Source organism: Acidovorax sp. Leaf73 (genome assembly GCF_916855635.1).
Taxonomy (GTDB): domain Bacteria; phylum Pseudomonadota; class Gammaproteobacteria; order Burkholderiales; family Burkholderiaceae_C; genus Acidovorax; species Acidovorax facilis.
Genome location: NZ_CAKASI010000008.1, coordinates 241,101 through 264,270, shown reverse-complemented (window position 1 = coordinate 264,270; position 23,170 = coordinate 241,101). Strand labels below are relative to the sequence as shown.

18 protein-coding genes are annotated in these 23,170 nt (G+C 65.1%); 10 read left to right on the top strand and 8 right to left on the bottom strand.

The window, feature by feature from the left end:
- Positions 1-6: 6 nt before the first annotated feature.
- Positions 7-777: a protein-L-isoaspartate(D-aspartate) O-methyltransferase gene (locus tag LPA35_RS24455; RefSeq protein ID WP_121505917.1), complete on the bottom strand. Its 771-nt coding sequence runs from the start codon at positions 775-777 to the stop codon at positions 7-9.
- On the bottom strand, positions 777-1,565 hold the full coding sequence (surE, locus tag LPA35_RS24450; RefSeq protein ID WP_055398666.1) for a 5'/3'-nucleotidase SurE: 789 nt from the start codon (positions 1,563-1,565) through the stop codon (positions 777-779). Before surE ends, LPA35_RS24455 begins: the two co-directional genes overlap by 1 nt.
- 139 nt (positions 1,566-1,704) lie before the next feature.
- On the opposite strand from surE, the gene LPA35_RS24445 reads away from it, so the two are divergent.
- The 5 genes from LPA35_RS24445 to LPA35_RS24425 all read left to right on the top strand — a co-directional run bounded on the left by LPA35_RS24445 (position 1,705) and on the right by LPA35_RS24425 (position 9,348).
- Positions 1,705-2,679, top strand: coding sequence for an NADPH:quinone oxidoreductase family protein (locus tag LPA35_RS24445; protein WP_008905961.1), 975 nt, complete (start codon positions 1,705-1,707; stop codon positions 2,677-2,679).
- A gap of 106 nt (positions 2,680-2,785) precedes the next feature.
- Positions 2,786-4,330 (top strand): GGDEF domain-containing protein, encoded by a 1,545-nt coding sequence (locus LPA35_RS24440; protein ID WP_121420607.1) that lies wholly within the window; start codon positions 2,786-2,788, stop codon positions 4,328-4,330.
- 173 nt (positions 4,331-4,503) lie between these two features.
- On the top strand, positions 4,504-6,078 hold the full coding sequence (locus LPA35_RS24435) for an alkaline phosphatase (protein WP_228899679.1): 1,575 nt from the start codon (positions 4,504-4,506) through the stop codon (positions 6,076-6,078).
- A gap of 181 nt (positions 6,079-6,259) precedes the next feature.
- Positions 6,260-8,095 (top strand): gamma-glutamyltransferase family protein, encoded by a 1,836-nt coding sequence (locus tag LPA35_RS24430; protein ID WP_228899677.1) that lies wholly within the window; start codon positions 6,260-6,262, stop codon positions 8,093-8,095.
- A gap of 161 nt (positions 8,096-8,256) precedes the next feature.
- Positions 8,257-9,348, top strand: a complete 1,092-nt coding sequence (locus LPA35_RS24425; RefSeq protein ID WP_228899676.1) for a type I restriction endonuclease — start codon at positions 8,257-8,259, stop codon at positions 9,346-9,348.
- Positions 9,349-9,381: 33 nt separating this feature from the next.
- Here LPA35_RS24425 and LPA35_RS24420 read toward each other — a convergent pair whose 3' ends face one another.
- The 3 genes from LPA35_RS24420 to LPA35_RS24410 form a co-directional block, all read right to left on the bottom strand.
- The gene (locus LPA35_RS24420) at positions 9,382-10,137 is read right to left on the bottom strand and encodes a sulfite exporter TauE/SafE family protein (RefSeq protein ID WP_228899673.1); all 756 of its coding nucleotides are present in this window, start codon (positions 10,135-10,137) and stop codon (positions 9,382-9,384) included.
- Between the two features lie 219 nt (positions 10,138-10,356).
- Positions 10,357-10,986, bottom strand: a complete 630-nt coding sequence (locus LPA35_RS24415) for a pyridoxamine 5'-phosphate oxidase family protein (RefSeq protein WP_228899669.1) — start codon at positions 10,984-10,986, stop codon at positions 10,357-10,359.
- Positions 10,987-11,224: 238 nt separating this feature from the next.
- A complete protein-coding gene (locus LPA35_RS24410) occupies positions 11,225-11,770 on the bottom strand; it encodes a carboxymuconolactone decarboxylase family protein (RefSeq protein ID WP_228899735.1) in 546 nt (181 codons plus the stop codon).
- 192 nt (positions 11,771-11,962) lie between these two features.
- On the opposite strand from LPA35_RS24410, the gene LPA35_RS24405 reads away from it, so the two are divergent.
- From LPA35_RS24405 to LPA35_RS24395, 3 genes are all read left to right on the top strand, one after another.
- A complete protein-coding gene (locus tag LPA35_RS24405; protein ID WP_228899668.1) occupies positions 11,963-12,862 on the top strand; it encodes an AraC family transcriptional regulator in 900 nt (299 codons plus the stop codon).
- A 191-nt stretch (positions 12,863-13,053) separates the two neighbouring features.
- On the top strand, positions 13,054-13,551 hold the full coding sequence (locus tag LPA35_RS24400) for a hypothetical protein (protein WP_228899667.1): 498 nt from the start codon (positions 13,054-13,056) through the stop codon (positions 13,549-13,551).
- Positions 13,548-13,811 (top strand): hypothetical protein, encoded by a 264-nt coding sequence (locus tag LPA35_RS24395; protein ID WP_228899666.1) that lies wholly within the window; start codon positions 13,548-13,550, stop codon positions 13,809-13,811. Before LPA35_RS24400 ends, LPA35_RS24395 begins: the two co-directional genes overlap by 4 nt.
- Before the next feature lie 9 nt (positions 13,812-13,820).
- Here LPA35_RS24395 and LPA35_RS24390 read toward each other — a convergent pair whose 3' ends face one another.
- From LPA35_RS24390 to LPA35_RS24380, 3 genes are read right to left on the bottom strand one after another with little or no spacing between them, the layout of a single operon-like run.
- Entirely contained in the window at positions 13,821-15,467 is a 1,647-nt protein-coding gene (locus LPA35_RS24390; protein ID WP_228899665.1) for an acyl-CoA synthetase, read from the bottom strand.
- 50 nt (positions 15,468-15,517) lie between these two features.
- Complete coding sequence (locus LPA35_RS24385) at positions 15,518-17,188, bottom strand: diguanylate cyclase domain-containing protein (RefSeq protein WP_228899653.1); 1,671 nt, start codon at positions 17,186-17,188, stop codon at positions 15,518-15,520.
- A gap of 3 nt (positions 17,189-17,191) precedes the next feature.
- Complete coding sequence (locus tag LPA35_RS24380) at positions 17,192-18,295, bottom strand: PotD/PotF family extracellular solute-binding protein (RefSeq protein ID WP_228899650.1); 1,104 nt, start codon at positions 18,293-18,295, stop codon at positions 17,192-17,194.
- Positions 18,296-18,355: 60 nt separating this feature from the next.
- Here LPA35_RS24380 and dnaG point away from each other — a divergent pair, with 60 nt between their 5' ends.
- Positions 18,356-20,401 carry a DNA primase gene (gene dnaG, locus LPA35_RS24375; protein WP_228899647.1) on the top strand — a complete coding sequence of 682 codons (2,046 nt, stop codon included), beginning with the start codon at positions 18,356-18,358 and terminating at the stop codon, positions 20,399-20,401.
- Between the two features lie 257 nt (positions 20,402-20,658).
- Positions 20,659-23,028 carry an RNA polymerase sigma factor RpoD gene (gene rpoD, locus LPA35_RS24370; RefSeq protein WP_228899644.1) on the top strand — a complete coding sequence of 790 codons (2,370 nt, stop codon included), beginning with the start codon at positions 20,659-20,661 and terminating at the stop codon, positions 23,026-23,028.
- Positions 23,029-23,170: the final 142 nt, after the last annotated feature.

Here is a 23,170-nt window from a genome sequence, read left to right as displayed (position 1 = left end):
TTCCCTTCAGGCAATCCCCGATTTTAGAGGGACAAAATGCACAGGCTCCAGCACGCTTTGTTTCAATCCGTGTGGGGTTTTGTCGATCACAAGCAACATCTGCTGCCCCCCCGCAAGCGCCATGGGCGCAACCAGCCTGCCGCCCACGGCTAATTGGTCGCACCAGGCCTGGGGCACAGCGTCACCACCGGCTGCGGCGATGATGGCCGCGTAAGGCGCACCCTTGGCATAGCCCAGCATGCCGTCACCGAACAGCAGGTGCACATTGGCCAGCCGAAATGGGCGCAGGTTGTTGCGCGCCTTGTCGTGCAGGCCACGCAGGCGCTCCAGGGTGTAGACCTCGCGCGCCAGGTGGCTCAGCACGGCGGCCTGGTAGCCGCAGCCCGTGCCGATCTCCAGCACACGCCCCAGCCCATCGGTGCGTGCGCCTTCGGCGCCCAGGAGCAATTCGCACATGCGGGCGACGACATTGGGCTTTGAGATGGTCTGCCCCAGACCAATGGGCAGACTGGTGTCCTCATACGCCTGGTTGACCAGGGCGCTGTCCACAAAACGGTGGCGTTCCACGGTGCCCATGGCCTGCAGCACCGCAGCCGATGTGATGCCCCCTGCCGCCAGCTTTTGCACCATGCGCGCGCGCACCGCCGCAGAATCCAGCCCAACGCCCACAGGGGGTGCTGCCACTGGATTGCGCGCAGCGGGAGCCACCGGCGTGGCCCGGACTGCCGCAGGACCCGATCCGGGCAGCCGGGCCGGGAATCCAGGGCGGCGCTGCATCAAAGCTCCGGGGCGCCAGCCGCCCCTGCCGCAAGCCGGGACGCCGTTTGCGCCCAGTAGCCAAGGTTGTCATGGTCGGTCAGGTCCACCTTCAGTGGAGTGATGGACACATGGCCCTGCGCCGTGGCATGGAAATCCGTGCCCTCTGCATCGTCCTTGGCGGCTCCCGCGCCACCAATCCAATACATCGCCTCACCCCGGGGGCTTTCCTGCACGATCACGCGCTCGGCCGCGTGGCGGCGTCCCAGGCGGCACAGCTTGATGGGCTGCAGCGCCGCAAGCGGCATGTTGGGAATGTTCACATTCAGCAGCCAGGGTGTATCGGTCACCAGGTTCTGGGCGCGCATCTGCTCCACAATCTCCCGCGCCTTGGCCGCTGCAGCCTCGATCTCGCCCCAGCCCTTGTCCACCTGCGAGAAGGCAATGGCCGGAATGCCAAACAGATAACCCTCCATCGCGGCGCCCACGGTGCCAGAATAAATGGTGTCGTCGCCCATGTTGGCGCCATTGTTGATGCCCGACACCACCAGATCGGGCCGGTAGCCCAGCAGCCCCGTCAGGGCGATGTGCACACAGTCGGCCGGCGTTCCGTTCACATAGCGGAAGCCGTTGTGGGCCTTGTGCACATACAGTGGCGAATGCAGGGTCAACGCATTGGACTTGGCGCTGTTGTTGTGCTCGGGCGCGACGACTTCAACCTCCACCCCGTCGAGGGTTTTCAGGGCATCGTGCAGCGCCACGATGCCCGGAGCCTGGTAGCCGTCGTCGTTGGAGATCAGAATTTTCATGGGTTGCGGTAGAGCTTGCAACGGATTGTAGGTGGGGCACCCGCCCACACCCAACGGCCCGCCCTCCGTCGCTCGTGGGACATCGTGCGCCCGGGTGCCCCGCCTATCATGCTGACCACATTGACAGGAGACTTTTCCCATGCACGCTTGGCTTTGCACCAACCCCACTGGCGTTGACGCCCTGGCCTGGACCGAACTGCCCACGCCCACGCCCAAGGCGGGCGAGGTGCTGATCGAGATCAAGGCGGCCAGCCTGAACTTCCCCGATCTGCTGATCGTGCAGAACAAGTACCAGATGAAACCGCCCCTGCCTTTCGTCCCCGGCTCGGAGTACGCAGGCGTGGTGGCAGCCGTGGGCGAAGGCGTCACCCACCTCAAGGTCGGCCAGAACGTGGCCTGCCTGTCGGGCACCGGCGGTTTCGGCACCCACACCATCGCCCCGGCAGCCCTGTGCATGCCGCTGCCGGATGGCTTTTCGCACGTGGACGCTGCGGCGTTCATCATGATCTACGCCACCTCGCACCATGCCCTCGTAGACCGCGCACAGCTCAAGGCGGGCGAGACCGTGCTGGTGCTGGGCGCCGCCGGGGGCGTGGGCACGGCCGCCATCCAGATCGCCAAGGCCATGGGCGCGCGCGTGATTGCAGCGGCCTCCAGCGATGAAAAATGTGCGCTGTGCACCTCCATTGGGGCCGATGCCACCATCAACTACAGCAAGGACAACCTGCGCGACGCCATCAAGGCGCTGACCGACGGCAAGGGCCCCGACGTGATTTATGACCCTGTGGGTGGCGATTTTGCCGAGCCCGCGTTCCGCTCCATTGCCTGGCGCGGCCGCTACCTGGTGGTGGGTTTTGCCTCCGGCCCCATCCCGGCCCTGCCCTTCAACCTGGCGCTGCTCAAGGGCGCCTCCATCGTGGGCGTGTTCTGGGGCGACTTCGCCAAGCGCGAGCCCAAGGCCAACGCCGCCATGATGGGCGAGCTGGCGCAGTGGTACGCCCAGGGCAAGATCAAGCCCGTGATCGACCGCACCATGCCCATGGCCGAGCTGCCCGCCGCCTACGCACACATGGGTTCACGGGGGGTGATGGGCAAGCTCGTGATGGTGAACTGATGCCTGCGCCTGCCAGGCCACAAGGCTTGGCAGAGCCAGCCCCTCAGAAAGCGGCCGCTGTGTCACACTCGCACCTCCTGCTCTCCTCTGACACTGGTGTCCGCACATGGCCGACCGACCACCTTCCGAAATTGCGCGCGAGACGCTCAAGCAGCTAGCCACCCGCCGCCTGCCCCCAACGCCCGACAACTACCTGGCGCTGTACGACGAGATCGCAGGAACCCGCAGCCCCCAGCCGTTCCCGGACGGCCAACTGCACCACATCCTGCGGGTGCTGCCAGGGCAGACACCGGCCCAGAAACGGCTCTTGGGGCAATTTGAGCGCGCCGTCAACAACAAAGACTGGACTTCGCTACAAAGTGTGCTGGTCGGTTACGCCAACCTGGGGCTGAGCCCGGCGGCGGCTGCAGCCCCGGTAGAGACCGCTGCAAGCACCACCGCCCCCGGCAACCCCGGCGTCCTGCCGGACGAGTTTGCGCAGATGCTCGCCCGCCTGATCGACAACACGTTGCCCGCGCTGGGCGAAGACGATGCCCGCGTGATCGAGATGGCGCAAAAGCTCATCGCCTTTCTGAAAGAGCCCGCACCGCCCATCTCCACCGTCCAGCTCATGCTGGGGAACTTCACCTACCGGCTGTCTTTTGCCACCGAAGACCAGGCCGCCATCCGCTCCAGCCTGCTGGAGCTGTTGCACATGGTGTTCGAGAACATCGCCGTGCTCAGCGTGGAAGACCGCTGGCTGCACGGCCAGGCCGAGGCGCTGATGGCAGCATCCACGCCGCCGCTCACTTTGCGCCGCCTGGACGATGTGCAGCGCCGGCTCAAGGACGTGATCTTCAAGCAGACCGAGGCCAAGGCGCGCACCGTGGAAGCGCAGGAGCAGATGAAGGACATGCTGGCCACCTTCATCGAACGCCTGGCCAAGATCACCGCATCCAGCACCACCTACCAGGGCACGATGGCCCGTTGCGCCGACCTGATCGGCAAGGCCAACACCCTCGAAGAAATCGCCCCCGTGCTGCAGGAAGTGATGACCGCAACCCGCTCGATGGCGCTGGACAGCCGCGTGGCGCACGACGAACTGCACGACCTGCGCGAACGCACCGAAGCCAAGCGCGCCGAAGTCGCCAAGCTGCAGGAGGAGCTGGACCGCGCCAGCGCCCAGGCCCGGCACGACCCGCTCACCGGCTCGCTCAACCGCAAGGGCCTGGACGAAGCCATGGAGCGCGAAATCGCCCGCGCGCGCCGCCTGGGCTCGCCGCTGTGCCTGGCGCTGCTGGACGTGGACAATTTCAAGACCATCAACGACCGCCTGGGCCACTCGGGCGGGGATGCGGCCCTGGTGCACCTGGCCCAAGTCACACGCGAAGTCATGCGGCCACAGGACCTGCTGGCGCGTTATGGCGGCGAAGAGTTCGTGCTGGTGCTGCCCGACACTTCGGTAGAAAGCGGCGTGGCCGCGATGACGCGGCTGCAGCGCGAGCTGACCACACGCTTCTTCCTGCAGGGCAGCGAGAAGGTGCTCATCACGTTCAGCGCTGGTGTGGCCCAGTTGCACGACAGCGAAGGCAGCCCCGACGCCATCCGCCGCGCCGACCAGGCGATGTACCTGGCCAAGCGATCAGGCAAGAACCGGGTCATGGCGGCATAGGGTGAAGCACCCCCTGAGTCGCCTTCGGCGCCTTCCCCCTCTCCTTCGGGAGGGGGACGCCACCAGCGCACGCAAGCGAAGCGCCGCATCCGCAGCTTGGCGGCCCTTGCGCGGTGGCCGCTGGCCTGGGCCGCGCCGGTTCTAAGCGCAGCGCACCTATCCAGCGCCCCGCAATGAATCCAGAGCAGAGACGCGCATTTTTGCGGAAGGCCATCCTGGCCGCCGCTGCCACCCAACTGCCCCGCTGGGCATGGAGCAACGCACCAGCACTACAGAGCAACCCCTTCGCGCTGGGCGTGGCCAGTGGAGACCCTGCGCCTGACGGCGTGGTGCTGTGGACACGGCTGGCGCTAGCAGACTCGGCGCTGATGCAAGCGGCCCACACCGTGCGGTGGGAGGTGGCGCACGATGTGCGTTTTGCACAGATCGTGCAAAAAGGCGAAGCCACCGCCCTGCCTGCGCTCGGCCACAGCGTGCATGTGGAGCTGCAGGGCCTGGCACCAAGCCGCTGGTACCACTACCGCTACATGCTGGGCGATGCCATCAGCGCCACCGGCCGCACGCGCACAGCCCCAGCCCCCGGTGACCTGCCAGACGCGCTGCGCCTGGCGTTTGCCTCCTGCCAGCGCTGGGAACACGGTCACTACGCCGCTTGGCACCATCTGGTGGCCGACCAGCCCGACCTGGTGCTGTTTCTGGGCGACTACATCTACGAGTACGCCTCGCCCAAAACCACCACAGACCTGGCGCGCACCCACAACCTGCGCCACGCCACCACGCTGGCGGACTTTCGCGACCGCTACGCGCTGCACAAAAGCGACCCCGCCCTGCAAGCCGCCCACGCTGCCTGCCCCTGGGCCGTGACCTGGGACGACCACGAGGTGCAGAACGACTACGCCAGTGGTACCGGTAAGGGCGACGATGGCAGCTTTCTGACGCTGCGAGGCGCCGCATGGCAAGCCTTCTACGAAAACATGCCGCTGCGCGCCGCCAGCCTGTACGGCCCCGCCTCCGGCACCCGCTGGGACGCCCTGCAGGTCTACCGCCGCCTTCGCTGGGGGCGCCTGGCCCACATCCACCTGCTGGACAGCCGCCAGTACCGCACTTGGCAGGCCTGCCGCACGCCCCAGTCCGCCAGCGCGGGCGCTGTGCGCGCGGCAGACTGCGCCGACCTGGCCAGCACCGCCCGAACGCTGCTGGGCGCAGCGCAAGAGCAGTGGCTGGACACCGGCCTGGCCGCCGACGCACACACCAAAGACGCCGCCCGCTGGAGCGTGCTGGCACAGCAAACCCTGTTTTCGCCGCGCCACTACCCGTCGGGCGTTACGTCCGCCGACAGCTGGGACGGTTACCCCGCAGCCCGCGCGCGCCTGCTGCAGGCCGTGGCACAGCACGCCCCGCGCAACACCGTGCTGCTGGGCGGCGACATCCACCAGAACTATGTGTGCAGAGTGCACGCCAATCCCGATCGCCCGGAGTCGCCCGTGGTGGCCAGCGAGTTCTGCGGCACGTCCATCAGCTCTCGCTCGGGCACCACACAAGATAAGGTGGACGCCATCGCCCGGCACAACCCGCATGTGCTGCTGGCCCGCTGCGACCAGCGCGGCTATGGGCTGGCAGACATCACGCCCACGCGCTGGACCACCACCCTGCGCGTGTTGGACGACCCGCTGCGCGCGGACAGTGCCGCCACCACGCTCGCCCGCTTTGTGGTGGAAGACGGGCGGCCCGGGCCCAAGCCAGCATGACGGCTGCTTAAATGCTATTATATTTATAGCTATTAGCGCTTTATGGATAAGCGCTAGAGGCTAAAAACACCCAAATTTCCGGAGCCTGTAGCGCGATGTAACGCCCCGGCGTCGCTCCGGCCGGTCCGCGTACCATGGCCACTTCTTCGCCCCTTCGCTTCTCGCCACCCAGGAGTTGTCCATGCCCAAAACCACCACGCACCCCCTCCCCTCCCCTCGTGCCATCACCTTCAGCCTGAGCCTGCTGGCCTCGGCCGTGCTGCTGGCAGGCTGCGCCAGCGCCCCGTCACAGTTCGCCTACACCGTGCCCGCCCAGCCCGAAGGCTCGTCCGGCTACACCGAAAAGCCCGGCTGGGCCACCGAGAAATTTGCCGTGGCCGCCGCCAACCCGCTGGCCACGGATGCGGGCTACCAGATCCTTAAGGCCGGGGGTTCCGCCATCGACGCAGCCATTGCCGTGCAGATGGTGCTGACCCTGGTGGAGCCGCAATCGAGCGGCATCGGCGGCGGCGCCTTCCTGCTGCACAGCACCGGCAAAACCGTGGAGGCCTACGACGGCCGCGAGACTGCCCCCGCCGCTGCGGACGAAAAACTCTTTCTCGGCGCCGACGGCAAACCCGTGCAGTTCTACGATGGCGTAGTGGGCGGCCGCTCGGTCGGCGTGCCCGGCACCGTGCGCATGCTGGAGATGGCGCACAAGCAGCACGGCAAGCTGCCCTGGGCCACGCTGTTCCAACCCGCCATCACCCTGGCCGAAGGCGGCTTCAAAATCAGCGCTCGGCTCAACACCCTGGTCAAGGCCGACCCGCACCTCAAGAAGGACCCGGTGGCTGCCGCCTATTTCTACAAGGCCGACGGCGACGCACGTGATGTGGGTGTGAACCTGCGCAACCCCGAGCTGGCCGCCGTGCTGCGCCGTATAGCCACCGAAGGTAGCAAGGCACTGCACGAAGGCGAAATCGCCCAGGCCATCGTGGACAAGGTGCAAAAACACCCCACCAACCCCGGCAAACTCAGCATGGCCGACCTGGCCGGCTACCAACCCAAAAAGCGCGAAGCGCTGTGCCACGACTACCAGGTGCAGGCCAAAGACTTCCGCATCTGCGGCTTCCCGCCGCCCAGCTCGGGCGCCATTGCCATTGGGCAGATCCTGGGCATCCTGAAAAACACCGACGCTGCCGCCAAGCCCCTGCAAGACGGCATCCCATCCGCCGACTGGCTGCACCTGTACACCGAGGCCGCCCGCCTGGCCTTTGCCGACCGTGCGCTGTACGTGGCCGACCCTGACTTTGTGCAGCCCCCCGGCGGCAGCTGGACCAGCCTGATCGCCCCCGCCTACCTGGCCGAGCGCGCCAAGCTCATCGGCACGCAAAGCATGAAGGTCGCCCAGCCCGGCAACCCGGCCGCCGTGAAGACCAGCTACGCCCCCATGCCCGACCAGCCCGAATACGGCACCAGCCACATCAGCATCGTCGATGCCTTTGGCAACGCCGTGGCCATGACCACCACCATCGAAGACCAGTTCGGCGCACGGCAAATGGTCAAAGGCTTCTTGCTCAACAACGAGCTGACCGACTTCAGCTTTGCCCCCACCGACGCCCAGGGCCAGCCCATCGCCAACCGCGTGCAGCCCGGCAAACGCCCCCGCTCGTCCATGGCACCCACCCTCGTGTTCGACAAGGCCACCGGCGAGCTGCTGATGAGCGGCGGCAGCCCCGGCGGCGCGGCCATCATCCACTACACCGCCAAGACGCTCTACGGCGTGCTCAACTGGGGCCTGATGCCCCAGCAGGCCATCAACCTGCCCAACTTCGGCTCGATGAACGGCCCCACACTGCTGGAAGAAAAGCGCTTCCCGCCCGCCACCGTCGAAGCCCTACGCGCACGCGGCGCCGAGGTGCGCGAGATGAATATGACGAGTGGGTTGCAGGCCATTACGCGTGGCCAGGCACACGGCAAGAAGCTGTGGATGGGCGGGGCCGACCCACGGCGTGAAGGGGTGGTGATGGGGGATTGATCTCCCAATTTCAAGCATAAAATTTTGTTACCGCTTTCTGTGAAAACGGTAGAAGCTATCAAAATGAGAGCGTTCTGCAATTGGAACCCCAGAACGCTCTTTTAGGGGCGCTTTTTGACCGAGTTCGGATAGCATGATTCCTCCAAACACAAGGAGGGAATATGGAGTACATGGAAAGTCTGAATGCGCTCGCCGCGAAGATCCGTCAGCAAGCCTCATCAATTGCCACGGAAGAGGCAACCAAAAATGCCTTCGTGATGCCATTCATCAAGAACGTCCTTGGATACGACGTTTTTGACCCCACAGAAGTCGTGCCTGAATTCATCTGTGATGTCGGTACAAAGAAGGGTGAAAAAATCGACTACGCCATCTTGAAGGATGGACAGATTCAGATGCTCATTGAGTGCAAGAAGATTGGCGAACCGCTCAACGTGAATCATGCAAGCCAGTTGTTCAGGTATTTCCATGTCACCACGGCGCGCATTTCGATTCTTACCAATGGTCGGGTCTACAAATTTTTCACCGACTTGGATGCTCCAAACAAAATGGATGAGAAACCTTTTTTGGAGCTTGATCTGCTGGACCTCGATGAGCACGCAGCGCCGGAGCTGGCCAAGCTCACAAAATCTACATTTGATGTGGAATCCATCATCAGCGCAGCCGGTGAACTGAAGTACATCGGTCAGATCAAGCGCGAGATCGCCGCTCAGTTTGCTGCGCCAGGGGATGAGTTTTTGCGCTTCTTCATTTCACGCGTTTATGACGGGATGATCAACGCGAAAGTCCGGGAGCAGTTTCAACCCTTGCTCCAAAAGGCCATTGCTCAGTTCACCGGAGACCTCGTAAATGACCGCCTAAAGTCGGCAATAACCGGTGTTGGGGCCACCATGCCTCTGGCCTTTAACCCTGCACCACCCGAACCCTCTCCTTCCAACGAGCCTTTGGAAGCCGACGACGAATTGAGAGTGGTGACTACAGAGGAAGAACTGGAAGGTTTCTTCGTTGTGAAATCAATCGTTCGCACCGCAGTGGAGTCGCACCGCATAGGCCACCGAGATACCCAGAGCTACTTTGGAATTCTGCTGGACGACAACAACAGAAAGCCCATTTGCCGATTGCACTTCAATAGGGCTCAGAAATACATCGGCATTCTTGATGCAGATAAGAAGGAAACTAGATATCCAATTTCCAGCCTTGATGAAATCTACAGCCTGTCAGAAGCACTGATTGAGGCCACAAAGCGGGTGGCATAGTCAGAGAGACAGGGGCCGAATTCCGAGCATCCATCACCCCAGCCGCCCCAGCACCTTCGGCACCCCCGCCATCAACATCGCCACCCCCGACAGCGTCAGCATCCCCAACACAATCTGCCGAAACCTTGCCTCGCTGATGCCGTGGTACAGCTTGGCGCCCAGCAGCGTGGGCACCAGCATGGCGGGTACCACAATGGCCAGCAGGGGCAGCGCTTCGCGGGTGACCAGGCCGGTGGCCAGGTAGGTGATGAAGGTCACCAGCAGCATGGCCAGGTTGAAGTTCTGGATGATGGCGCGCTGCACGTCCTTGTCCAGACCGCGCAAGGTGCACCACAGGGTGGGCAGCACGCCGGTGAAGCCGCCCAGGCCACCCATCACCCCACCGGCCAGGCCCACCACCGCGTCGGCCACGCGGCCGCCCCGGGTAATGCGGGGCAGCTGTTTGGCCATCAGCATGGCCGGGCACCACAGCACCAACAGCGTGCCCAGGATGACCTTGAACGCATCCATGTCCAGGCGGGGCAACACAGCCACGCCGATGGGGATGCCCGCCAGGCCGCCAAGCACAAAGGGCAGCAGGCGCGCCCGGTCAAAACCCCGGCGCACGGTGGCCGCTGCCACCAATTGGCCCGTGAGCGCGCCGCACACGGCCAGCACGGCGGCCAGGCGGGGTTCCAGCGTCCAGGCCCAGAACGACATGGCGACCATGCCAAAGCCGAAGCCCGACAGGCCCTGCACAAACCCGGCGGCTACGGCGCCCAGGGCTACGATCAACAGCACGGAATCCATTGCACCTCCACTGCTATCGGCTGCGTTCAACAATCTGCTCACGCCGAGCTTGTCGGAGCGCTGCACAAGGGTTCGACGAACTCCGCCTGGACGGCTTCGGTACGTCGCAGACACGCAATTCGTTTTAAGGGGCTGGTGAGCCAGCCGTGTCCATTGTGCAGGTTGGTTCGCAGGCGCACTCGGGCACAGGAGCACCTTGGCCCGCACACACCTTGTCCATCAATACAACGTGGCTTGCTGGCGCGCGGGCAGTTCGCGGTCGTAGGTGGCGCCGTCAAACCGGCCCTGCGTGATGGACGCGAGGATGGCGCCGGGGGTCGGCACCGTGCGCGGGGTGCCAGGCGGTACAGCGCTCCACAGGCGCGAGCGCTGTATGGCGCGGGCGCACTGGAAGTACACGGCTTGCACATCAACGACGATCACGCATTTGGGCGACTGGCCGTTGACCACGAACCGCACCAGCAGGTCGGGCGCCACGCTGATGCGCGCGTGGCCGTTGACGCGCAGGGTTTCGCCCACGCCGGGGATGAGAAACAGCAGCGCCACGCGCGGGTCTGCCACGATGTTGCGCAGGCTGTCGGCGCGGTTGTTGCCACGGCGCTCGGGCAGGAGCAGGGTCTTGTCGTCCTGCAGCTGCACAAAACCCGCCGGGTCACCACGCGGCGAGGCATCCAGCCCGCCAGGGCCGGTGGTGGCCAGCACGGCAAAGGGCGACGCCGCGATCATGGCGCGGTAGGCGGGGTGCACATACGGAAGCTCTTTGTGGACGGAGGCATCGCTGAGTGGGCCCAGCAAGGCCTCCAGGCGTGGCAGGGTGTCGATGGCGTGCTCGTCGCGGGCGGGGGTCATGGCGGTAGCTTCCTTGGGGTAGGGTGGCAAGAGAACGGCCATGGTGCGGCAGGCCCGCCGCCCCGACAAACGACTTTGCGGCAGGTCACGCGTGCAAAAAGCGCACACATGGAGTCCGGCACGTGGGAGTGCCGGCCCCACTGCCCTGCCCCCAGCGCATGGCACTGACACGGCACATGCCGCGCCAGGGGGCAGCGCGCAATCCGGCCCGTAGGCAAGACACGCGCCGCTCCTTTGTTCAGCGTGCGGGACGCAGCTTGACGCCGGGGAAATCCACCGGCACCGCGAGCGCCACGTTCACGTAGTTGGTGAACAGGTTGAGCGCCACATGGGCCACGATCTCGACGATGTGCTCGTCGCTCCAGCCGTGGTCGCGCAGCGCCTGCACATCGGTGGCATCCACCTGGCCACGTTCATTGACCAGCTTCAGCGCAAAGCGCAGCACGGCGGCGGTGCGCGGGTCGGCGGATTCGCCCGACTGCGCGGCGGCCAAATCGTCGCCGCTCACGCCTGCCTTGCGGCCCAGCGCGGTGTGGGCGGCCAGGCAGTAGTCGCAGGCATTGCGGTTGGCCACGGCCACGGCGATCTGCTCGCCCAGTGCGGCACCGATCACGCCGCCACCCAGCGCACCAAAGGCGGCCCACATGCTTTGCAGCGCGGCGGGAGAGTTGGCCACCGCGCGGAACATGTTGGGGGTGGCACCGAAAGCGCCGTGGATCTGGTCGAGCACGGTGCGCACGGGGCCGGTGGCGGCGGTGCGGTCAACCAGGGGGACGCGGGCAATGGAGGAGGAGTTAGCGGACATGGTGTGGATTTCCTTGAAGGTCATGAAAGACGGTTTGGTTTAAAGGGCCGGTGCTTGGTCAACGGGTTAAGCACCGGGTGCCTGTTCTCAGCACCCTTGCAGTGTCCAGCGTCAGCTCGTACCATTGGACACATAAAATCCATTATTCATACCCAATCATCCAGAATCACCATGAATGCCCGCGACACCTGCACCACGCCTCTGCCAACGCAGGCACCCGCTCCGTTTGACCGGCTGTCGTCGCTGCTGGAGCGCTTTCGGGTGCGCGCCCACATGTTCCACAGCGGCCCGCTGTGCGGCGTGACCCACTTTGCGGCGGCGCCCGGGCGCGGGTTTCTGCATGTGCTGCGCCGTGGCGAGATGGTGGTGACGCACCAGCCCCAGGCGGGGCCACCGGAGCGGCTGGAGGTAGCTGAGCCCAGCCTGCTCTTTTACGCTCGACCGCTGGAGCATTTTTTTCACAATGCGCCCACCGAGGGCTCGGACTTCACCTGCGCGGCGCTGGACTTTGACGGTGGTGCCAGCCACCCGCTGGCCCGCGCCCTGCCCCCGCTGGTGCTGCTGCCCCTGGGCAAGGTGGATGGGCTGCAGCAGTCCCTGGACCTGCTGTTTGCCGAAACCGACCGCCTGCGCTGCGGCCACCGCGTGCTGGCCGACCGGCTGTTTGAAGTGGTGCTGCTGCAACTGCTGCGCTGGCTGCTGGACCACCCTGAGCAGGCGCACATGCCGCCCGGCCTGCTCACGGGTCTCGCCGACCCTGCCCTGGCCCGCGCCCTCACCGCCTTGCACGATGCGCCGGGCCAGCCATGGAGCCTGGCGCAGATGGCTGCGCAGGCAGGCATGTCGCGCAGTGCGTTTGCGGCCCGCTTCAAGGCGGTGGTGGGCGACACCCCCGCCGACTACCTGGCGCACTGGCGGCTGACGCTGGCACAGGCCCATCTGCGCGGCGGACGGTCGTTGAAGTCGATTGCCAACGAGCTGGGTTACGCCAACCCCTCGGCGCTGTCGCGCGTGTTTGCGCAGAAGGTGGGCGTGTCGCCACGGGTCTGGCTGGAGGGCCTTGCGGCATAGCGAGCTAAGCCGCCACCTCCTCTGCCCGGCTGGACGCGCGGCCCACGGGCCGCCACAATTTCCAGCGCCGGCTGTGCAGCGCCAGGATTTTGATAAAAACAGGCCCTGGCGCTTATCCTGATTGCGCAAAAAGCTATGTAAATGATAGCAAAACTCTGTAAATGGATCAGCCGCCGGAAAGGATGCACACCATGAACGCCGCTCTCACCCAACTGGCAGCCGACTGCGGGCTGGCCAGCGACGCCCACACCCCGCTGCGCCTGGCCTTTGGCCTGGCCTGTGTGCAGCGCGTGCGCCATCTGCTGGAAGATCCGGAGGCCATCGAGGGCCTCGACGTGCTGGCCGCGTTCACGGCGGGCACGGTGGATGCGGCCACTTTGGCCAACGCAGCAGAGCGGCTGAAAGCGGTGGCCTCGCACCACCGGGGCTCGCAGTCGCTGGACGGGTCGGCCCATGCCGCCGTGTCGGCCACCTACGCCGTGGCCAACGCGCTGGCGGGCCGGGCGCTGGAGGCCGCCAGCTACGCGGCCTATGCCACGGTGTATGCCTATGGCGGGTATGCGGTGCAAGACCTCTCGGCGTTTGAGCCGGAGCACCAGTGGCAGGTGCAGGCGCTGCAGCGGCTGCTGGACGATGCGGCGACCCAGCGGTCGGCGTGGCCCCTAGCCGCCAGCCAGCCCTGCGCATGAGCCGCCAGCAGGTTCTCGCCGCGCTGGCCGCCCCGCTGCGCGTGATCCTGGAGGCCGAACTGGCGCAGGGCAACGTCATCGACGAGGTGGCGGACTGGCCGCCCCGCTGCGAGTTGCTCGTGATCCTGCGCCGCCCTTTCGCGAAGGCCTACCCGACCGGGCCTGGCGTGGAGTTCACCGCCATCGAAGACCGGCACTACTGGAAGTCCGAATACAACCTGGAGGGCGGTCGGCAGACGCTGGCGTGCGGTTTTGGCTGAGCCGGGTGATCAGACGTTGATGGCGGCCGCCGACCCGGCCTGCTTGCGCAGCTCGAATTTCTGGATCTTGCCCGTGCTGGTCTTGGGCAGCTCGCCAAACACCACGGCACGCGGCACCTTGAAGCCCGCCAGGTGCTTCTTGCAGTGCGCCACGATGTCCTCGGGCGTGGTCTTCGCACCGGCCTTCAGCTCCACAAACGCACAGGGCGTCTCGCCCCACTTGGGGTCGGGCTTGGCCACCACGGCGGCGGCAAGCACGTCGGGGTGGCGGTAGAGCACGTCTTCCACCTCGATGGACGAGATGTTCTCGCCGCCCGAGATGATGATGTCCTTGCTGCGGTCCTTGATCTTGATGTAGCCATCGGGGTACTGCACGGCCAGGTCGCCGCTGTGGAACCAGCCGCCTGCAAACGCTTCTTCCGTCGCCTTGGGGTTCTTGAGGTAGCCCTTCATGGCGATGTTGCCCTTGAACATGATCTCGCCCATGGTTTCGCCGTCCTGTGGCACGGGCAGCATGGTCTCGGGGTCGAGCACGCGCACATCGCGCTCCAGGTGGTAGCGCACGCCCTGGCGGGCGTTGAGGCGGGCGCGCTCGCCAATGTCCAGGGCATCCCAGGCTTCGTGTTTGGCACACACGGTGGCGGGGCCATACACCTCAGTCAGGCCGTACACATGGGTCAGGTCGAACCCCATTTTTTCCATGCCCTCGATCATCGAGGCCGGTGGCGCGGCGCCCGCCACCATGGCCTTGACGCCTGCGGGGATGCCCACCTTCATCGCATCGGGCGCGTTGACCAGCAGGCCGTGCACGATGGGCGCGCCGCAGTAGTGCGTGACACCGTGGTTGCGGATGGCGTCGAAGATGGCCTGCGCGTCCACCCGGCGCAGGCAAACGTTGACGCCAGCACGCGCCGCAATGGTCCACGGAAAGCACCAGCCGTTGCAGTGGAACATGGGCAGCGTCCACAGGTACACGGCGCGTTTGGGCATGTCCCACTCCAGCACGTTGCTAATGGCGTTGGTGGCGGCGCCCCGGTGGTGGTAGACCACGCCCTTGGGGTTGCCCGTGGTGCCGCTGGTGTAGTTCAGCGCAATCGCATCCCACTCGTCGGCGGGCAGGCTCCAGGCAAAGGCCGCATCGCCGCTGGCCACAAAGGCTTCGTAGTCGGTGCCGCCCAGGCTTTGAACGGCGGGGCCATAAAGCGCGTCCTGCACCTCGATCACGCGGATGGGGGTAGTGCCCGTGCGCAGGGCCAGTGCCTTAGCCATGGTGCCGGTGAACTCCGCGTCCACGATGACGGCCTTGGCCTCGCCGTGGTCGAGCATGAAGGCGATGGCCTCCGGGTCGAGCCGGGTGTTGAGGGTGTTGAGCACCGCGCCGGCCATGGGCACGCCAAAGTGCGCCTCCACCATGGGTGGGGTGTTGGGCAGCATCACGGCCACGGTGTCGTTCTTGCCAATGCCGGCCTGGGTCAGCGCGCTGGCCAGCTGGCGGCAGCGCGCGTAGGTCTGTGCCCAGGTCTGGCGCAGCGTGCCGTGCACGATGGCCAGACGGTCGGGGTAGACCTCGGCCGTGCGTTCGATGAACGACAGGGGGGACAGGGCAGCGAAGTTGGCTTCGGTGCGGGGCAGGTGCTGGTCAAAGATGGAGGTCATGGGTCGGTGCTGAGATGTAAACAGAACGCAGCCTACCGCCCCAGGCTGACTCAAACCCTTCGGCGGCGACTCTGCTTGATACGGTACATCGCCGCGTCGGCGCTGGCCAGCAGCGTGTGCGCGTCCTGCGCGTCGCGCGGGAACAGACTCACGCCGATGCTGGCTCGCACCGGGAAGGGCTGACCTTCGATGTCGAGCGGAGACTCGAAGGCCTGCTCCAGCTTGGCAGCGATCTGCAGGGCCGCATCTTCGGAATCCACGTTCTCGCACAGCACGGTGAATTCGTCACCCGCAAGCCGGGCCACGGTGTCGGCCTGGCGCACGGCGCCCACGATGGTGCGGGCCACGGCCTGCAGCACCAGGTCGCCCACGGCGTGACCCCTCCCGTCATTGATGGCCTTGAAGTCATCCAGGTCCACAAACAGCAGCGCGCAGTCACGCCCGCTGCGGCGCGACAGCTCCAGCGCCTGCGCCAGGCGCTGCTCGAACATGCGGCGGTTGGGCAGGCCGGTGAGTGCGTCGTGGTGTGCCAGGTGGGCCATGGCATCGCGGCTGGCGTTGAGTTCGGTCATCTGGCGCAGGATCTGCTGCTCCATGTCTTGAAAGCTGCGCGCCAGCTCACCCACCTCGTCCTCGCGATCCACCGGCAGCACGCCGTGGGGACGTCCCTGCGGCAGTGCCTGCGTGGCGCGCACCATGGCTTTGAGGGGCTGGGTGACCACGCGTGAAACCAGCGCCGCCAGCACCACCCCCACGGCACTCAGCACCAGCAGAATCTTGAGGATGCTGTTGCCCAGGTTCACCACCTCGCCCTGGACCGCCGCCAGTGGTTGCGAGAGCCCCACCACCATGAACCGCTTTTCCTCCTCGCGCCCGAAGGGCATGCGCACGAACGAGAAGACGCGGGCCTCTTCGTCGTCAGTGCCCGGCAGGCTGAGCACCACCTCTTCCTGGTGGCCCCCGACCAGTGCGGCCACGGGCGCAAAGCTGTCCTGGATCAGGATGCGCTGGCCCCGGTCGAACCCGAAGGTCTGGCTGGCGTCCGGGTGCACCAGAAAATCGCCCCAGCGGTTGCTGAGGAAGAAACCATAAGGCGCGGGCAGCGCTGTGTTGAAGCTACGCAGGAAATGCTGCGCCGCCACACGCACCACCACCACGCCACGCACCTGGCCACCCCGCACCACGGGCGAAGCCATGCTGAACACGGGCAGCGGCTCGGCATCGGCTGCGCCTTCGTGGTTGATGCCGAACTCCGATACATAGACCTCGCCCGGCGCCAACGCCAGGGTTTCGAACACAAAGGGGAAATGGGCCTTCTCCTGCAGTTCGTCCTCGCTGGCGCGGACCCAGGCGTCGCCAGTCCGGTCGATGCGTACGAGCTCCAGGCCAAAGTCCTGCACGCCGATGAAGCGGATCTGCAGGTAGCTCGGGTGGGTGATCAAGCTGGCACGGAACACATCAGCCAGCACGTTCTTGTCCTGCTCTATGGCCGCCACACTGGCCAGAAAAGCCGTGTCGCGCGCCACGGTGCCAAAGCCGGCGTGCATGTGGCGCGCCAGCACCTGCGTGGTGGCCAGCAACGCCTGTTCGGCCCGCCCCTGCAGACGCGCGCGGCTGGAATCAAAGGTGTAGTAACCCGCAAGAATGGCCGCAAACACACTGAAGGACGCGAGCAGCATCCCCAGCCGAAGCGCAATGCCCCATTTCATGCGGGTTTTCATGGCTCAGAACCGGTTCGGTCGGTCGCCCGACAGGATGCGCTGCCACAGCTGCGCGCGGCGGGCCTCGTCCTCCACGGGCTCCAGCCACACAATAGCGCCTGCGGGGGCATCGCCCGACAGCGCGGGCGGCTCTTCGAGCGTGTTGGCCAGGCCCTGGCGCCGGGTCAGTTCGCGGCTGACGGAGGGGTCGAGCATGTAGTTGATCCAATCGGTGGCCAGCGCCACCTGGGTGGACCGGCGGGTGATGGCCCAGCAGTCCAGCCAGGCCAACGCCCCTTCGCGCGGTACCACGTAGCCCACGTCCAGCCCCGCATCCCGCAACTGCTTGAGCTGCTGCTGGCCATAGTTGGCATGCATGACCGCAATGCGGTGTTTGCGAAACAGCTCCAGCGACTCTTCGGGAAGGCTGTAAAACGAGCGCACGTTGCGGCGCAGGGCCACCAGATCCCGCGCCAGCGGGCCAAACTGCGCGGCGGGGATATGGAACGGCGCCATCCCCCGGTACATCGCAGCCAGCGAAAAACCGTGGCTGCTGCCGTCAAATGCCAGCACGCGCCCGCGCCAGCGGGGGTCCCACAGCACGGCAATGGAGGCAGGCGGGGTAGTAATCTGCTGGCGGTCGTAGATCAGCCCCATCTCTGAATAGGTGTAGGGCATTGCATACACATCCGAACCCTGCGCAATGCCAGCGATGGCATGCAGTTGCCGAAAGCGCGGCAGCTGCCGCTCTGTGTTGGGGATGTTGTGCACGGGCAACGGTGCGAGCAGCCGGCGGGCCACCAGCCGCGCAATTTCGGCCGTATTGGCGGCCACCAGATCAAAACCGGCTCCCTGAGGGTTGGCCAGCTTGGCACGCAGCACATCGTCAGAGGCGACGGTGGTGATCTCCACCTTGGCGCCATGGCGCTTCTCGAAAACCGCCACGATATCGGGATCGGCATACCCGGGCCAGGACAGCACACGCAGCACCGGCGCCGCCTGTGCGGGCGTGGGCCACAGGCCTGTTGCCACCAGCGGCAGCAGCGCAGCCACATCCCGGCGCCGCAGCATGTGCTGCGCCGGGGTGCCTGCCCCACCCACCGCCTGGTGCCGCAACGTGACTGCCATGCCGAAAGCCCCGCTTCTGCAATATCTGGTAACAAATAGTTTACGCGGACAATACGGGGTGTGACGATCCCACAGTCCTTCATTCAGGAGTTGCTTGCCCGCGTCGATGTGGTCGACATCGTGGGCCGCTACGTGCCATTGAAGAAAGGTGGCGCCAATTTCATGGGGCTGTGCCCCTTCCACGGCGAAAAATCCCCCTCGTTCAGCGTCAGCCCCGCCAAGCAGTTCTACCACTGCTTTGGGTGTGGAAAGAACGGCAATGCCATCAGTTTCCTCATGGAACATGCGGGTATGGGGTTTGTCGAGGCGGTACAGGATCTGGCCCAGCAGGTGGGCCTGCAGGTACCGGACGACGACATCTCCCCACAGGAAAAAGAGCGCGCCGCCGCCGCCCGCCAGAAGCAGGCCACGCTGACCGATGTGCTCGAAAAAGCCGCCGACGCCTACCGACGCCACCTGCGCGAATCACAACGCGCTATCGGCTACTTCAAAGGCCGCGGCGTCTCGGGCACCGTGGCCAAGCGCTATGGCCTGGGCTATGCACCGGAGGGCTGGCGCAGCCTGGCCAGCGTGTTTCCGCAATACGACGACCCGCTGCTGGAAGAGAGCGGGTTGGTCATCGTCAACGACGAAGATGGCGGCAAGCGCTATGACCGGTTTCGCGACCGGGTGATGTTCCCCATCCGCAACGTCAAGGGCGAATGCATCGGCTTTGGCGGGCGGGTGTTGGGCGATGACAAGCCCAAGTACCTCAACTCACCCGAAACCCCGGTGTTTCACAAGGGGCGCGAACTGTATGGCCTTTTCGAGGCGCGCACCGCCATCCGCGAGCACGGCTACGCGCTGGTGACCGAAGGCTACATGGACGTGGTAGCGCTGGCGCAGCTGGGCTTTCCGAATGCGGTGGCCACGCTGGGCACGGCCTGCACACCTGAGCATGTGCAAAAGCTTCTGCGCTTTACGGAATCGGTGGTGTTCAGCTTCGATGGCGACGCGGCAGGTCGGCGCGCTGCGCGCAAGGCACTCGACGGCGCCCTGCCCCACGCCACGGACACGCGCAGCATCAAATTCCTCTTCTTGCCTGCAGAGCATGATCCCGACAGCTTCATCCGCGCCAACGGCACGGACGCTTTTGCCCGGCACGTGAGCGAGGCCGTGCCTCTCAGCCGCTTCCTGGTTGAATCAGCAAGTGATGGCTGCGATCTGGCCACCGCCGAGGGCCGCGCCCACATGGCCAGCAACGCCCGCCCGCTGTGGACGGCACTGCCCGATGGCGTGCTCAAGCGCCAGGTGCTCAGCGATCTGGCGGACCTGACCCAGCTCAAGGCCCAGGACCTGGCCGACCTGTGGGGCCAGGCCACGTCGCGCGAGGCACCCCGGTCCTCCCACTCTGGCTACTCTGGCCACCCCGGCGCAGGCAGTGCCCCAGCCCGGCAGGCCCCGGCGGCCTACGATCACGAACCGCCGTCCTGGGACGCCCCGCCCGATGCCGGAACGTGGCCTCCCCAAGGGGAACCGGCCGGAGGATATCCAGGCAGCTATGGCAATGGCAGCGGCTACGGCAACAACAGGCCCGCATTCCGCAAGGGTGGCGACTGGAAGAGCAACTGGAAGAAAAAGGACAAGGACTCCCCCTGGCCACCCCAGCCCCGCCTGCCACGCACCCCCACGGCCAGCCGCGCGGACCATGCTGCGCGCCTGCTGCTGTCGCACATGGCGTTTCTGGAGGAGCTGACCCACGACGACCACACCACCCTGTGCGCGCAGCCCGCCCCCCACGGCCCGCTGTTCAGCTGGCTGGAAGCGCAGTTTCATGAACATGGCCCCTTGGCTTGGGCTGTGCTGCGCGAAAGCCTGCGCGAGCACGAATGCGAAGCGCTGGCCGTCAAGGTGATGACGGGCTCGCACGCCCAGACCGAAGGCGCAATGCAGGAGCTGCGACTGGAACTGCGCGACCTGCTCAACCGCATGCAGATTGAGGACATCGAGGCACAGCAAAAGCTATTGATGCTCCAAGCGGCTGATGACCCGACGGCCCTGGAGCGTTACCGCGGTTTGGAACAAAAGCGCAGGGTTTTACTCGGCGTGGCTGCAAAGGCGGCTTGAAATCAGCGCCAAAGGTATAATGTAGGGTTAGTTATTGGCAAGAGCGACAGCAGCACCTCCGAGCCGGACCACCGTGACAAACGCGCACAACCGTCCAACCATCGCAAGGACTGCACACCAAATGATCGCCCAGACATCTTGCCCCTGAGGGCCTCCCCTCAAAGCGCAAAGCCCTCGTAGCTTTGCGTTGCCACCCGCGCCGGGACCTGAGGCGCTTGCGTTTTCTTTGTGTCCGTTTTTGATCCTGAGGTTGTTCCATGCCCGCTCAAAAGTCCGCGAAGCCACTCAAGTCTGCTCCAGGTACCGCCGCAAAGGCTGCCACCAAAACCGCTGCCAAAGCCCCGGCCAAGGCTGCTTCTCCAAAAGCTGCCGCCGCGCCCGCCCCGGTTGCCAAGAAAGTGAAAACTGTGCCTGTGAAAAGTTCTGCCGAGCTGACCAAAGCTGCCGATGAATTGCTGAAGAAAAAGCCTGCCCGCGCCAAGGCTGCAGCATCCGACGACGAAGAAACCCCGAAGAAGCGCCCAGGCCGCCCTGCCAAGGCCGCTGGTGCCGCCGAAGCCAAAGCCCCCGCCAAGCGCGGACGCAAGCCCAAGGCTGCGGCCGCTGGCGACGAAGGCGGTGACGACACCGACCTGTCCGACATCGAGGCCGACCTGGAAGGTGAAGTCGAAGAAACCACCGAAACCGCAGCCACGGTTGAGAAGGTCAAGCCGCTGCGCATGAAGATCAGCAAGGCGAAGGAACGCGCCTTGATGAAGGAATTCGGCCTGGACGAAACCGTCCTGTCCGAAGAGGACATGGCCAAGCGCCGTGCGCGCCTGAAGGCCCTGATCAAGCTGGGCAAGACGCGCGGCTACCTCACCCACGTTGAAATCAACGACCACTTGCCCGACAAGCTGGTCGATGCCGAAACCCTCGAAGCTGTCATCACCACGCTGAACGACCTGGGTGTGGCGGTGTACGAGCAGACGCCCGACGCTGAGGCGCTGATCATCACGGACAACGCCCCCGCAGGCGCCACCGAAGAAGAGGCGGAAGAAGCCGCCGAAGCCGCGCTGTCCACGGTGGACTCGGAGTTCGGCCGCACCACAGACCCGGTTCGCATGTACATGCGCGAAATGGGCACCGTGGAGCTGCTGACCCGTGAAGGCGAAATCGAAATCGCCAAGCGCATCGAAGGCGGCTTGATGGCCATGATGGAGGCGATCAGCGCATCGCCCGCCACCATCGCCGAGATCCTGAACATGGGCGAAGACATCCGCGAAGGCAAGGTCGTGATCTCGACCATCGTGGACGGCTTCTCCAACCCCAACGAGGCCGACGACTATGTGGCCGAAGAAGACTTCGACGAATTCGACGAAGCCGATGACGACGACGGCAAGGGTGGCTCCAAGGCGCTGACCAAGAAGCTCGAAGAACTCAAGAAGCAGGCTCTGGAGCGCTTCGACAAGCTGCGCGAGCTGTTCGAAAAAGTGCATAAGGTGTACGACAAGGAAGGCTACGGCACCCCTGCGTACGTGAAGGCCCAGCAGGCCCTGTCGGCCGAGCTGATGACCATCCGCTTCACCGCCAAGACCATCGAGAAGCTGTGCGACATGGTGCGTGGCCAGGTGGACGATGTGCGCAAGAAGGAACGCGAGCTGCGCCGCATCATCGTGGACAAGTGCGGCATGCCCCAAGAGACGTTCATCAAGGACTTCCCGCCCAACCTGCTGAACCTGCAGTGGGTCGAAAAGCAGGCCACTGCTGGCAAGCCCTGGTCGGCCGTGATTGCGCGCAACATCCCGCCCATCCAGGACCTGCAGCAAAAGCTGATGGACCTGCAGTCGCGCGTGGTGGTGCCACTGGCCGAGCTCAAGGGCATCAACAAGCGCATGAACGAAGGTGAAGCCACCTCGCGCGATGCCAAGAAGGAAATGATCGAGGCCAACCTGCGCCTCGTGATCTCGATTGCCAAGAAGTACACGAACCGTGGCCTGCAGTTCCTCGATCTGATCCAGGAAGGCAACATCGGCCTGATGAAGGCGGTGGACAAGTTCGAATACCGCCGGGGCTACAAGTTCTCGACGTATGCCACCTGGTGGATTCGCCAGGCCATCACCCGCTCGATTGCCGATCAGGCGCGCACCATCCGTATCCCGGTGCACATGATCGAGACGATCAACAAGATGAACCGCATCAGCCGCCAGCACTTGCAAGAGTTTGGTTTTGAGCCCGATGCGTCCATCCTGGCGGCCAAGATGGAAATCCCCGAAGACAAGATCCGCAAGATCATGAAGATCGCCAAAGAGCCGATCTCCATGGAAACGCCGATCGGGGACGACGACGACAGCCACCTGGGCGACTTCATCGAAGACGGCGCCAACACCGCGCCCATCGAAGCCGCCATGCAGGCCGGCCTGCGCGACGTGGTCAAGGACATCCTGGATGGCCTGACCCCGCGCGAAGCCAAGGTGCTGCGCATGCGCTTCGGTATCGAGATGACCAGCGACCACACGCTGGAAGAAGTGGGCAAGCAGTTTGACGTGACGCGCGAACGCATCCGCCAAATAGAAGCCAAGGCGCTGCGCAAGCTCAAGCACCCCAGCCGCTCGGACAAGCTGCGCAGCTTCATCGACTCGCTGTAATCCCTGCCCAGCCAGCGGCACACTGAACCCCAGCATTCGTTCAGCACAACGCCCTGCCCCGCAATTGCGGCGCAGGGCGTTTTTCATGGCCAATCCGTTGCGCAAGGCCCAGCGCGTTTACCCTGATACTCCCGACAGCAGA